The sequence below is a fragment of the Pseudoduganella sp. SL102 genome, assembly GCF_027856995.1.
Classification (GTDB): Bacteria; Pseudomonadota; Gammaproteobacteria; order Burkholderiales; family Burkholderiaceae_D; genus Rugamonas; species Rugamonas albidiflava.
Window position 1 is genome coordinate 5,310,423 of sequence record NZ_CP115554.1, and the last position, 13,333, is coordinate 5,323,755.

Here is a 13,333-nt window from a genome sequence, read left to right on the forward strand (position 1 = left end):
CGCCAATACTGGGGCTCTTCCATTGTTTCAAGGGCTCCCGGCATCCATGGCAACCGTTGCACAAGCTACCAGCACCACCCTCTCCGGCTACAACCATATCGACGCACTGCTCGGCAACCTGCCGAACTGGAACTACGTCACTCCCGGCACCAATACCCTCTACTATTCGTTCTCTGTGGCCAGCAACCTGGAGGCGGGCAATACCATGCTGCTGAGCGCCCCGAAGGCGTTCACGACGGCCCAGGCGGCGGCCACGCGGGGCGCCATGTCGTACGTGACCAAGCTCACCGGCATCAACTTCGTGGAAACGGCCGACGCCAACCTGGCGCAGGTGCACTTCGCGAATGCCAACCTTGCCGGCTCCGGCACCACGGGCCTGGACAGCAACCGCATCGGCTACTCCTACAACAGCAGCGGCGTCGTCACGAAGTTCAGCGCCGCTTCGTATGTCTATCTCGACAACGCCGAATGGGGCGGCATGAACGCCAACCTGGCGCGGGGTACGCAGGGTTATGAAACGCTGCTCCACGAGCTGGGGCACATGCTCGGCCTGAAGCATCCGTTCGAAGGCACGACCAGGCTGCCGTCCGCGTCGGACGACACGTCGCACACGCTGATGTCGTACACACACACCGGCGGCATTCACTCGACGTTCAGCGAGTACGACATCGCCGCGCTGAAGTGGCTGTACGGCGGCGACGGCCTGGCCGGCAGCATCGGTGTCAATTCGGCTACCGGCGCGCGCTGGCTCGCGGGCACGGGCACGGCCAATTCGCTGACCGGCGGCGGCGCCAACGACATCCTGGAAGGCGCCGGCGGCAACGACGCGCTCAATGGCGGCGCCGGCACCGATACCGCGTTCTACAACGGCTTGCGCAACGCCTACACGGTCGTGCGCACCGGCACCGGCGCGTGGACCGTGGCCGGCGCGGAAGGCAGCGACACACTGTCGAACATCGAACTGCTGCGCTTCGCGGACACGACGCTCACGCTGTCCACCGGCGCCCTCGCGCTGGCCGCACCGGTGTCGTCGAAGGTCGTGCCGGAGGCACCGGTGCTGGATACCGATGTGCTGGCGCTGCAGTTCGAGACCTCGAAAGACGTCGCGCTATTTCGCGAGGCACCGGCACCGGAAGCCGCCGCCGCCGACGTGCCGCTGGTCGGCCAGCAGGAGCAGTTCCTGGGGTATTACGACCTGTCGTGATGGACTGCGGGGCGGGTCGGCATGCAGCGCCGCCGCTTCAATCCATCGCCGGGATCCTCTCCTTGAATCGCCGGCTTCATATCGGTTCTCCTTGCCATTGCAACAAAGTGTAATCCCGCCGCCCGCGCCGCGCGCGGCGGGATTATGCTGTCGCAAACCCACTTGCGAGGCAACCGATGGCATCGTTCCCCTACCTGCAGCTGTCCAATGCCGACATGGCGACAGCCGACCACCTGACCTTCGGCCCGCGCACGGCCGATGATGGCTACGACAACAGCGCATATTTCGTCGATACCGCGCCGGACGCGGCCGATTTCCCCATTTTCAGTTTTACCGCCGTGGCGGGTGCGCTGTATACGGTCACGTCGGAAAGCTGGTTCGACCCGTACAACCTCGTGCTGTACGACGATGACGGTTTCGCGCTGGCCGAGGATGACGGCTGGGGCCCCATCGGCCAGGATGGCCTGAGCTTCATCGCGCCCTACTCCGGCACGTACTACGTGGACGCGTCATGGGACCAGGCCGACCCGCCGCGCAGCATGGTCGACCTGGAAATCCTCGAAGACCTCGATACCGTGCCGCTGGCGCTCGGCCACGGCACCGCCAATGACGACGACATCACCGGCACCGATGCCAACGATGCGCTGTACGGCCACGCCGGCTGGGATCTGCTGGAGGGCAAGGGCGGCAGCGACCTGCTCGACGGCGGCAGCGGCATCGATACCGTGTGGTACGAGGGCGACCTGGACGAATACGACGTGGCCGTGTCCGGGCATCGGCTGTTCGTCAACGATACCGTGGGGCTGGACGGCAGCGACACGCTGGTCAATGTCGAACGGCTGGACTTCTTCGACGTGGCGCTGGCCTTCGACGTCGACGGCCCCGCCGGCGAAGCCTACCGGCTGTACCAGACCGCGTTCGACCGCACGCCGGACCAGACCGGGCTGGGCTTCTGGATCGCCGCCCTCGATGGCGGCGCCAGCCTGCGCAGCGTGGCCGATGCCTTCGTCGCGTCGGACGAGTTCCACCGCCTCTACGGCGACAACCCGGGCAACGCGGCGATACTGACGGGCTTCTACGCCAATGTGCTGAACCGCGCACCGGATGCCGAAGGCTTCGCTTTCTGGCTCGACGTGCTGGACAAGGGCCACGACACCGCCGCCGGGGTGCTGATGGGCTTCAGCGAAAGCGCCGAAAACTACAGCCAGCTGGTCGGCGTGATGCAGGAAGGGATGGCGTACCAGGCCTGGGGCTGAGCGGGCTTTCCGCGGACGCGAGCATCCCCCGCGGATATCGGCCGTCAGTTCGACGCCTTGGCTGCCGCCGGCGCGGTTTGAAACCCGCGGCCCGTCGCGGCCCAGTAGATGCCGCCGTACAGGTGGTGGCGGAATACCGGGTCGCCGTAGGTTGCCGGCAGGTGGCCCAGCGCCGTATAGAACGCGCGGCCGCCGTCGTACTGCTGATACCAGCTGATGGGGTGGAACGCGCCCATCCCCTTGCCCTTGGCGGTCTCCGGGCGGTACGTGGCCTCGTCGACCGACAACAGGTAGCGCAAGCCCGTCGATTGCGCCGCGCCGTACTCGTACCATTCCTCCGTCACCAGCGTGCGCGGCGCGAAGCGCTCCATGCCGGGGAAATTCGCATCCTCCACCTTCAGCACGGCCGACTGCACCGCCGGATGGGTCACGAACATGTGGCCGACCAGCTGGCGGTACCACGGCCAGCCATGCTCCGTATCGGCCGCCGCGTGCACCCCGACATAGCCGCCGCCGGCGCGGACATAGCGCTGGAACGCGCGCTGCTGCTCGTCGTCGAGCACATCGCCCGTGGTCGACAGGAATACCACCGCCTGGTACCTGGCCAGTTCCTTGTCGTTGAAGACGCGCTTCGCATCCTCGGTCCAGAACACGTTGAAGTCATGCAGCCGCCCCAGCTCGCGCAGCGCCGTCACGCCCTCGTGGATCGACTCGTGATGCCACCCCGCCGTGCGCGAAAACACCAGCACATCGAACTGCGCCGCGAACAGTGGTGCCGATGACAAGGCAAGTAATGCCGTTACCGCAAGTTTCATGTCCCCTCCAAAATATTCCTCAAATCGGGGTCAGACCCCAATTCCAGGAAACTTTTATTATTTCCCAGAACCGGGTCAGACCCCGGTATCGGGAAAGTTTGTCAGATTCCTACGGCCGAAATCCCGTGCCGTTAACAAAATTGCCCAAAACCAGGGTCAGACCCCGGTTCTGGGCAACTAATTTCCGAAAACTGGGGTCGGACCCCGGTTCCAGGAGAGTCTAAGCCAAGCATGTGTTGTCAAAACGCTGGGGACTGTCCCCCTGGGAGGGACTGTCCCTGTTGTTTTCCTGTTGTTAGAACGCTACTTCGGCAAGGCCAGCGTGGTGCGGGCGGTGATGGCGTCGGAGGCGCCGCCGAGGTGGAACTCGTAGGTGCCGGGGCGGCGCTGCCAGTCGCGGGTCTTCGGTTCCCACACGGCGAGGATGCGCGGATCGACGGTCACGCTGACGGACTTGCTTTCGCCCGGCTGCAGGGCCACCTTGTCCCAGCCGGCCAGGCGCCGCGGGGCTTCCCAGCCGGCGGCCTTGGCGGTGCCGGCGGCGGGCCCCACGTACACCTGCGGCACGGCCTGCCCGGCGCGCTGGCCGGTGTTGGCGACAGTGAACGACACCACCACCTTGCCGCCATCGTTGCGGGCCTTCAGGTCGCGGTATTCGTACGTGGTGTACGACAGGCCGTGCCCGAACGCGAACAGCGGCTTCCTGCCGGTCTTCTCGAACCACTTGTAGCCGACGGCCGCGCCTTCGATGTTGTAGTCGGTGGTGAAGCGGCCATCGCGGCTGGCCGGGTCGCCATCGATCTTCGGGCGCGGCAGCTGGGCTTCCGCGGCGGGGAACGTGGCGGCCAGGCGGCCGGAGGGATTGACTTCGCCCGTCAGCAGCCGCGCGATCGCCTCGCCGCCCGCCGAGCCGGGGAACCACGCGGCCAGCACGGCGCCCACCTTGTCCAGCCATGGCATGGTGACGGGATTGCCCGTTTCCAGCACGACTACGGTGCGCTGGTTCGCGCCAGCGACGGCGGCGATCAGCGCATCCTGGTTGTCCGGCAGCGCCATCGACGGCGCATCCAGGCTCTCGGCGGCCCACTGCGTGGCGAACACGATGGCGATATCGGCCGAAGCGGCGGCTTTCGCGGCGGCGGCCGGATCCTTGCCGTCGACGTACGTGACACGCGCCTTGGTGCGCGCCTGCAGCGCCTTCATCGGCGACGACGGCAGCCAGATGATCGGCCCCGGGAAGCCCTTCGGCCCCTCGCCTTTCACCGCGCTGCCACCGTGCGGATGCACCTGCGCCGCGCCGCCGCCGGAGATCACCGCCTTGTCGGCATGCCCGCCGATGATGACGATGGATTTCACCGCACTGGCACCATCGACCGCCAGCGGCAGCAGGTTGCCGGCGTTCTTGAGCAGCACGCTGCCCTCTTCCGCCACCTGCCGCGTCACCTTGGCATGCGCCGCGAAGTCGATCTTCTCCGGTTCCACCTTCGGCTGCGGCGCATCCATCAGCCCATTCGCATACATGGCGCGCAGGATGCGTTTCGCCATGTCGTCCAGCCGCTCTTTCGGCACGTGGCCATTGTCGACGGCTTCCTTCAGCGCGGGGCCGAAGTACATCGACTTGTCGAACGGCCAGCCGGACTGCTGATCGAGCCCGCCATTGGCGGCCTGCGTGGTCGAGTGCGTGGCGCCCCAGTCGGACATCACGAAGCCCTTGTAGCCCCAGTCCTTCTTCAGTACCTGGTTGAGCAGCCAGTCGCTTTCGCACGCGTACACGCCGTTGACCAGGTTGTACGCGCACATCACCGAACCGGGATCGCCGCGCTCGATCGCGATGCGCATCGCCAGCAGGTCGGACATCTGCCCGGCCGGCTCGTCGATCTTCACGTCGATCGTGTTGCGGTTGGTTTCCTGGTCGTTGAACGCGAAGTGCTTGATCGTGCCGACGAGGTTGTTCGACTGGTTACCGCGGATCTGCTCGCCGGTAATGATGCCGGCCAGCAGCGGATCCTCGCCGGCATACTCGAAGTTGCGGCCGTTGCGGGGATCGCGCTGCAGGTTCACGGCGCCGCCCAGGATCACGTTGTGCCCGGACAGGCGCGCCTCGCGGCCGATCATGGCCCCCGCTTCGTACGCCAGCTTCGTGTTCCAGCTCGACGCCGTCGCCATGCCGGACGGCAGCGCGGTCCGTTCGCGCGGCGCCGGCGACGGCTGCGTGGCCACGCCCAGGCCGGCATCGGTCTGCCACTGCGGCGGGATGTTCAGCCGCGGGATGCCCGGCACATAGCCCGCCGTGTATGGAATCGCATCCTTGGGCGGCTTCACGCCGGCGAATTCGGCACCGAAGTAGCCGAACACCAGCAGCAGCTTTTCCGCCTGCGTCATCTGCGCCACGGTGTCCCGGGCACGCTCGTCGGGATCGGGCGCAGAGTATGCCGAGGCCGAGAACACCGCGGCCACGGCTAGTACGATTGCTTTCTTCATCACCACCATTACAGTTTCACCGTCACTGGTTTGCCTTCATACGTCACTTCCTTGTCCGCCGTATCGAACGTGTCCGAGCTCGATACGCCCGGCTTCACGAAGTGCACGCGGAACGTGCGCTTCGCCACCATTCCCTGGTAGCCGTCGCCGCCGCGCTGGCCGATCGTCAGCGTGCCGCTCTTCTCGTCCCACGACAGCGGGATACGCGAGTACTTGCCGCGCTGGTAGTCCTCGCTCACGCCATCGTCCTCGTAGAAGCTGAACTGGCCGTTGGCGCCCGTGTACACCTTCAGCGTGATGGGCGCATCCGGCTTCTCGTCCACGTACTGCGTGACAGGGCCCATCGGCACGATCGAGCCGGCCTTGACGAACAGCGGCATGCGCGTTTCCGGCGCGGCGGCGGTCACCGTGCGGCCACCCTGCTGGCGTTCGCCGGTGTAATAGTCGTACCACTGCGCGCCCTTCGGCAGGTACACCTTGCGCTCGCGGGCACCGTACTCGGATACCGGCGCGACCAGGAAGGCATGGCCGAACAGGAATTCATCCTTGACGTCCTTCGAGCCCGGATCAAGCGGGAAGTCCATCACCAGGCCGCGCATGATCGAGCCTTCGTTGAAGTACGTGCTCGATGCCGTCGCGTAGATGTACGGCATCAGGCGGTAGCGCAGCTTCAGGTACCACACCATCGAGTCGCGCATCGGCGAACCTTCCGGCGCGATATTGTGGATCTCGCGCTTGACCACTTCGCCGTGCGAGCGGAACAGCGGCGTGAACGCACCGAACTGCCACCAGCGCAGGTTCAGCTCGCGCCATTCCTTCAGGTCTTCCGGCTTGACTTCCACGCCGCCGATACCGCGGTTTTCCTGCGCCGAACCCAGCTCGCCGCTCTGGAAGCGGGTTTCCTGCGCATAGCCGCCGATATCGTGCGTCCAGTTCGGCACGCCGGACATCGACGAGCTCACGCCGGCCGAGATCTGGTCGTACAGGTTGTTCCAGCGGCCCACCGTGTCGCCGCTCCACGTGGCCACGTAGTTGCGCTGCACGCCGGCAAAGCCGGAACGCGACAGGATGAACTGGCGCTTGTTCGGCTGGTCGCGTTTCAGGCCGTCGTACAGCGCCTGCGTCTGCACCAGGCTGTACGAGTTGAAGGTGATCTCGCCGGGGCCGTAGACCGTCGGGCCGATCAGCTTCTTGAAGTCTTCCAGGCGCGTGTTCGACAGCACGTCCGGCTCGGTGTTGTCGAGCCACCAGGCGTCGAAGCCCAGGTCGACCAGCTTGGTCTTCATCTGGCGATAATAGATGTCGCGGGCTTCCTGCGTGTACGGCGAGTAATGGCTGTTCTTGTAGCCCGGGCCGACCCAGTCCAGCGCGCCATCCTCGACGTTCTTGGTCCACATGTGGCCCTTGGCCTTCAGTTCCTGGTAGTTGTCGGTGTTCTCGTAGAACTTGCCCCACACGGACAGCATGATGCGTGCATTCATCTTGTGCACTTCATCGACCATGCCCTTCGGGTTCGGGAAACGCTTCGGATCCCAGTCGTGCGAACCCCAGCCGTTTTCCGGCCAGTAGAACCAGTCCTGCACGATGTTGTCGAGCGGCCAGCCGTTCTGGCGGTAGGTCTTCACGGTGTCGAGCAGCTGCTCCTGGGTCTCGTAGCGCTGGCGCGACTGCCAGAAGCCGTAGGCCCACTTCGGCATCAGCGGCTGGGTGCCGGTCAGCACGCGGTAGCCGCCGATCACGTTGTCGATGCTGGTGCCGCGGATCACGTAGTAGTTCAGGCCCTCGGCGATCTCGGACGAGAACTGCAGCGAGTGGCGCTCCGCTTTCGGCAGCGGGTTGTTGTGCGCCACGTAGATCATGCCGCCTTCCGGCTTCCATTCCAGCTTGAAGTCCACCGGCTTGCCGGCGCCGAAGTTCACTTCGAAGTTGTGGTACCACGGGTTCCAGCCCTGGCGCCACACGTCCATCACCTGCTTGCCATCCACGGTCAGCGTGGCGTAGTCGGACGAGTACAGCTTCATCTTGTGCACGCCCGGCTTGTCGCTCGCGAGCTTGCCTTCCCAGACGACCTTCACATCCTTCAGTTCCTTCAGCGGCTTGAGTTCCTTCGGCCAGAACTCGGCGACATCCTTCAGGTACTGGTAGTTGATGTTGTCTTCGCGGCGCTCCAGCGCCAGCTTGCCGCCGATGTAGTAACGGGCGGTCAGCGCGCCTTCCCTGCCGGCGGCATCCGTCAGCTTCAGGTCGCGGCCGATCGGGCCGTAGGGACGGGCATCGCCGAAGCGGGTGATGCCGTTGTTGTCCCACAGGATGCCGTAGTTCTTGTCCGAGACCACCAGCGGGATGGCGATGTCCATGTTGTGCTGCAGGAGATCGACGTCTTCACCGTTCAGGTTCATCTGGTTGTTCTGGTGCTGGCCGGTGCCGTAGAACGCATCCTTCGTGCCGTAGTTGAAGCCCTGCTTCACGGCCAGGTAGGGTTTTCCACCGACGGAGACCGGTTTCATGTCCTCGGCATCCTGCTTCAGGAACACGGCGCCGCCCTTGTCGGCGAACTGCACGCGGCCATCCTTCAGCGACACGGTGGCCACCAGCTTCTTCGTCGCCAGCGTCACGGCATCGCCGCTCTTCTTCACGTCGAAGGTGCAGGCGCACGGCTTGGCGATCGTCATCAGCGACGGCGTCAGCTCCTTGCCGGCCTGGTCGACTTTCACGACATGGACGATGTTATCGGCCATTACCTGCAGGCGGATTTCTTTTGCTGCACCGTTGTCCGGCGCGATCGTCACGCCGGTGGAGGTTTGCTGGAACGTGCCGGCCCATGCCGGGGCGCCCGCTGCCACCATCAGGCATGCCAGGCTGACTGCCTTGATATTCGATTTGATCATTGATAAGTCCCCAGTTTGATTTTGAGTACGAAAGGCCTGGCGCCGAAGTTGAGGCCATAGTCGGTCTGGTCGCCGTTCCACACGCGCTCCATCACCCATTTGCCATCGGCGTACTGCCCTTCTTCCACGCGCGCGTACATCGAAGGTTTCCCGGCATTGCGGCCGGCCGGATCGAACTTGATGCGCGCGTTCTGCGCCACGACGATGAATTCATTGTCGGCGACCTGCGCGATGGCCAGGCCGCCGTTCGGCTTTTCCGTGCCTTCGAGCGGATCGTTCTTTTCCATCGAATCGCCGAACTGGCGCTGGCGGAAGCTGACAGTGGCCTTCCAGCCGTCGAGGGCGATGCTTTGCGGCTTGCGGTCGTCATGTTCGAACACGCCGCGGGTGCGCCCTTCGAAGCCCCACTTGGCCCACTCGCGCATCATCGGCCGGAACGCGCCGTACACCTTGCCGAACGGCTCGGTCATCGTCTTGTCGGTGGCCTTCGAGCCGAGAGGATAGTTGGAGAACGCAAAATAGTCGATGCCGAATGGCGCGAAGCCGATGCCGCCCTGGCCGAACACGGCATACGCCACGCGCGCGAAGTCTTCCGAGTTGCCGATCTCCGGCACGAACAGCGGATTGTCCTTGGTGTGGAACTGCTCGAGCGTCTTCGCCACCTTGTCGGACTCGTGCAGGTAGATGTCCGGGCCGGCCACGTCGATGTGCGGCGCGGCCGCCTCGTAGATGCCCAGCACGTCGTAGGTCGGGCCGCCACTGGCGAAGTTGCCCTTCCACGGCGCCATGGGTTCCACCGGATCGCGCAGCGCGTTGTTCACGAACATCGGCAGGTCGTAGACGGCACGGCCGGCCTTGGCGATCTCCTCGATGTAATTGGCCACCGCCCACGTGTGGAAGTACTGGTCGGCGTAGGCGCCATAGACTTCCTTCCACGTGCCGGAGCGCTTGCCGGCAACGGGAGATTTCTGCTTCGCCAGCACGGCGGCCGGCACGGGGCCGTTGAACGCCTTCTGCGCGGCCGGGCTGTGATCCCTCACCAGGCCGTAGGTGCCCACTTCGTTCTGCACCTGCACCATGATCACGGTCTGCCTGTCGCCGTCGATGGCCTTCAGGTGCTTCATGAATTCGACGAAGGCGCGCTTGTCCAGCTTCAGCGTCTCGGTGCCGAACGGCGAGTGGCTGTAGCTGCTCTTTCCCTTCTCGTCGACCATGCGCGGGAAACGCTTGTTGTCGAACTTGACCCACTCCGGCAGGTAGGCCGGCGCGGTGTTCTTCCAGGTGCCGAACCACAGCAGCACCAGGCGCACATCCTTCTCGCGCGCTTCCTTGACGAGCGTGTCGACGAAGCTGAAGTCGAACTTGCCTTCGACCGGCTCGACCTGTTCCCACGCGATCGGGATCTCCAGCGTGTTGGCTTGCGCATCGGCGACGGCCGCCCATACCTGCGGCAGCGCCTTCGGGTAATTGCTGGAGTTGTGCGCCTGCGCGCCCAGGATCAGGTACGGCGCGCCATCGACCATCAGGGCGTGGCGCCCGTCCTTCGATACGACGCGCGGCAGCTCGGCGGCCATGGCCGCCGATACCACCACCGCGCACGCACCGGCCAGCAAGCTCTTCGTGAAAATCTGCTTGGCGGTTTTCATCGGCTCCCTATTAGAACGAGTAGTTCAGTTTCGCGGAATAGCGCGGGCCCGAGACGAACCATGCACGGCCCATCATGCCGATCCCCTGCTGCATCAGCTGCTTGTACTTCGAGTCCGTCAGGTTCGAACCGTCGACGACGATCTGCATGCGCTCGTTGAACTGGTACGACACGGAAGCGTCCAGCTGGCCATAGTCGTCCGCCCACGTCGGCAGTGCCCAGCCGATGTTGGTGGCGCCCGGGGTGGCGCTGTTCGGATTGGTATCCGTGCCGTCGCCGCCGCGCGTGCCGTTCACGTTCACGCCCTGCAGGTTCTTCGAGCGCCAGCTCCATGCCGCGCGGGCCGACCACTTGCCGTAGTCGTACAGCAGCGCCAGGTTGTAGGCGTTCTTCGACAGGTATTGCAGCGGCAGGTCGCCGAAGGACTGGCCGTTGGTATCGCAGCCGTTCTGGTTCAGGTTCACGTTCGCCACGTTGTTGCCGCCGGTGCAGTAGGCGGTGAACGTGCTGGTCGACAGTTTCGTGTTGCTGTCCACGTAGGTGTAGTTGGCCTGCACGCCGAGGCCGGCCCAGGCGCCCGGCAGCTTGTCGAAGTACTGCTGGTAGGCCACCTCGAAGCCGGTGGCGCGGCCGCTCGCGCCGTTCACCGGAGCGGTCACGTTGAAGTTGTACATGCGGCCGTTCACGTCCGGGATCGCGTACTGGTACGTCTGGTTGACGATGATGTCCTTCAGGCGCTTGTGGAACATGGCCAGCGTGATCGAGCTGGATTTGCCGAAGTACCATTCGCCCGTCAGGTCCAGCTGGTCGGACTTGATCGGCTTGAGCATCGGGTTGCCCTTGCCTTCGCCGGTCTGGTTGACGGCATTGATGTTGACGTTGGACGGCCGGCCCGGGAAGGTGGTCGTCGTCGTGTCCGTCGACTGCGACAGCGTGGTGTAGCCCTGCAGCTGCGAGAAGTCCGGCCGCGAGATGGCACGGGCCAGCGCGAAGCGGAATTGCAGGTCGTCGCGCGCCTTCAGGCGCAGGTTCAGGCTCGGCAGCACATTGCTGTACGAATTCTCGTAGTTCTGCCCGGCCGAGTAAGCGGGAATATTCGGGATCGGCACGCCGCTGAGCGTCTGCGGCGGATTGACCACGGCGCTGGTGTTGTTGAACACCGTGTAGCCGTTGGCATCCATGTCGGTCTTCACGTAGCGCACGCCGATATTGCCGTCGATCGGCATCTTCAGGTCATCCCAGCCGAAGCGCAGCTGCGTGTAGAACGCCTTGGTCTTTTCTTCCTGCTCGTTGATGCCGGACGGGTTGCCGCCGAAGGCCGCCGGGGTCCATGGCGCGCAATTCGGTGCGGTACCCGCGTTGGCGGCCGCTTCGCGGCACAGGATCTGGTAGTACTCGTGCAGCGCGGCGTAGCTCTGCGGGAAGCCGGTGGCCACCGACACGTTCGGGAACACCACGGACGGCACGTTCGCCTTGCCGTTGAAGAAGTTGTCGAAGGTACCCAGGTAGGTGTTGCCGGCGAAGCGCGGATCCGACAGGTAGGCCAGCTTGCTGATCGAGGAACCCATCCATGGCGCCGTGACGGCTGCCCAGTGGTAGTCCGGGTTCGACAGTTCGGTGGTCGCGTCGCGCTTGGTGAAGCGCACGCCGAAGCGCACGTCGCGCAGCACCGGGTTGTCGAAGGTGTACTTGGCGTCCAGCTTCAGCGCCTTCGACTCGGACTCGCTCTGGTCCAGGTGTTCCTGCGTGAAGTTCCAGTAGTAATTGCCCGGATTGGCCAGGTGGGCGCGCTGGGCGTCGTTGAAGATCAGGTTCGGGCGGTCGCCGGTCAGGTCCAGCGTCTGGGTCGGCATCTTGACCGCGGTGGCCACGGTGGAATCGAAGCCGTTGCTCTTGGCCTTGATGCGCTGCAGGTCGGAGGTGAAGGTCCAGCTGTCGCCCACGCGCCATTCGACGTTCCAGGAAATGTCGGTGGTGTCGGATTTGCGGCTGGCCACGCGCGTATCGGCACCGTAGTCGATGCCGCCGTCCTGCGGCGAGGAGAACGTGCCGGTCAGGAACTGGCCGTTGGCACCCCACGTCGCGCCTGGCGCGACCTGGAAGTTATACGGGTTCGACGCGGCGAAGATCGCGTTCTCGTCCCACTGCATGTCGTACTTCGACTTGAAGAAGGTGACGTGCGAACGCAGGTTGGCATCCTTCTTCCACTGCAGCGCGCCGTACAGGCCCTGGCGTTCGCGGTTGAAGTTCAGCGTGCGCCACTGCGCGCCCTTCGGGATCCAGACAGTGCGGCCGTCGACGATATTGCTGCGCGGGTAGTACGGCTCGACCTGGAAGCCGTCGGTACGGGTGCCGCTCTCGGAGTGCGCGAAGTCGACCAGCACGCCCACTTCGCCGATGCCGGTCTTCCAGCGGTCCGACAGCAGGATCGACGCGGACGGCGACCATTTGCCGCCCTTCAGTTCCGAATACGTGGTGGACGCCGACAGCGCGACCTTGCGGCCCTTGAAGTCGAACGGCAGCGCGGTGCGCAGGTTGACCAGGCCGCCGATGCCGCCTTCGATCTGCTCGGCGGACGGGTTCTTGTAGATGTCCACGCCGGCCATCAGCTCGGGCGGCACGTCCTCGAAGTTCAGCGAGCGGCCGCCGTTGGCCGAGAACGAGTCGCGGCCATTCAGTTCCGAACGCACCCACGACAGGCCGCGGATCGACACGCCGGAGCCTTCGACCGAATAGTGCTCGGGATCGGAACGCGACATGGTGCGGTCGATCGTCACGCCGACCACGCGCTGCAGCACCTCTGTCACCGACTTGTCGGGCAGCTTGCCGATATCGGCGGCGACGATCGAATCGACGATCTCGTCCGAGTTCTGCTTGATCTTCTGGGCGTTTTCCAGCGATGCGCGCTGGCCCGTCACGACCACGGTCGCGGTGGTGGCATTGCCGGCATCGGCGGTTTGCGCGTGGGCCGCACCGGCCATGAACGCGATCTGCGCGGCGGCAAGAGCCATCGCATTGAGCTTGAATTGTTTCACCTGCATCTC

The 13,333-nt window shown here is 64.8% G+C and carries 7 protein-coding genes; 2 read left to right on the forward strand and 5 right to left on the reverse strand.

Going from position 1 to position 13,333, the window contains the following annotated elements; translation table 11 throughout:
* Nucleotides 1–46: 46 nt before the first annotated feature.
* Both OU994_RS22360 and OU994_RS22365 read left to right on the forward strand, forming a co-directional pair.
* Nucleotides 47–1,204: a reprolysin-like metallopeptidase gene (locus OU994_RS22360; RefSeq protein ID WP_281607731.1), complete on the forward strand. Its 1,158-nt coding sequence runs from the start codon at nucleotides 47–49 to the stop codon at nucleotides 1,202–1,204.
* 176 nt (nucleotides 1,205–1,380) lie between these two features.
* Nucleotides 1,381–2,460 (forward strand): DUF4214 domain-containing protein, encoded by a 1,080-nt coding sequence (locus tag OU994_RS22365; protein ID WP_281607732.1) that lies wholly within the window; start codon nucleotides 1,381–1,383, stop codon nucleotides 2,458–2,460.
* A gap of 44 nt (nucleotides 2,461–2,504) precedes the next feature.
* Here OU994_RS22365 and OU994_RS22370 read toward each other — a convergent pair whose 3' ends face one another.
* The 5 genes from OU994_RS22370 to OU994_RS22390 form a co-directional block, all read right to left on the reverse strand.
* Nucleotides 2,505–3,275: a ThuA domain-containing protein gene (locus tag OU994_RS22370; protein ID WP_281607733.1), complete on the reverse strand. Its 771-nt coding sequence runs from the start codon at nucleotides 3,273–3,275 to the stop codon at nucleotides 2,505–2,507.
* A 303-nt stretch (nucleotides 3,276–3,578) separates the two neighbouring features.
* Nucleotides 3,579–5,756, reverse strand: a complete 2,178-nt coding sequence (locus tag OU994_RS22375; RefSeq protein WP_281607734.1) for a glycoside hydrolase family 3 protein — start codon at nucleotides 5,754–5,756, stop codon at nucleotides 3,579–3,581.
* A gap of 8 nt (nucleotides 5,757–5,764) precedes the next feature.
* The gene (locus OU994_RS22380) at nucleotides 5,765–8,644 is read right to left on the reverse strand and encodes a TIM-barrel domain-containing protein (RefSeq protein WP_281607735.1); all 2,880 of its coding nucleotides are present in this window, start codon (nucleotides 8,642–8,644) and stop codon (nucleotides 5,765–5,767) included.
* Nucleotides 8,641–10,290: a DUF5597 domain-containing protein gene (locus OU994_RS22385; RefSeq protein WP_281607736.1), complete on the reverse strand. Its 1,650-nt coding sequence runs from the start codon at nucleotides 10,288–10,290 to the stop codon at nucleotides 8,641–8,643. Before OU994_RS22385 ends, OU994_RS22380 begins: the two co-directional genes overlap by 4 nt.
* A 10-nt stretch (nucleotides 10,291–10,300) precedes the next feature.
* Entirely contained in the window at nucleotides 10,301–13,330 is a 3,030-nt protein-coding gene (locus OU994_RS22390) for a TonB-dependent receptor (protein WP_373922478.1), read from the reverse strand.
* Between the last annotated feature and the right edge of the window lie 3 nt (nucleotides 13,331–13,333).

Excerpts from the sequence above, each read along its gene's own strand:
- OU994_RS22360 (WP_281607731.1), top strand. The coding sequence starts at position 47 with ATGGCAACCGTTGCACAAGCTACCAGCACCACCCTCTCCGGCTACAAC.
- OU994_RS22365 (WP_281607732.1), top strand. The coding sequence starts at position 1,381 with ATGGCATCGTTCCCCTACCTGCAGCTGTCCAATGCCGACATGGCGACA.
- OU994_RS22370 (WP_281607733.1), bottom strand. The coding sequence starts at position 3,275 with ATGAAACTTGCGGTAACGGCATTACTTGCCTTGTCATCGGCACCACTG.
- OU994_RS22375 (WP_281607734.1), bottom strand. The coding sequence starts at position 5,756 with ATGAAGAAAGCAATCGTACTAGCCGTGGCCGCGGTGTTCTCGGCCTCG.
- OU994_RS22380 (WP_281607735.1), bottom strand. The coding sequence starts at position 8,644 with ATGATCAAATCGAATATCAAGGCAGTCAGCCTGGCATGCCTGATGGTG.
- OU994_RS22385 (WP_281607736.1), bottom strand. The coding sequence starts at position 10,290 with ATGAAAACCGCCAAGCAGATTTTCACGAAGAGCTTGCTGGCCGGTGCG.
- OU994_RS22390 (WP_373922478.1), bottom strand. The coding sequence starts at position 13,330 with ATGCAGGTGAAACAATTCAAGCTCAATGCGATGGCTCTTGCCGCCGCG.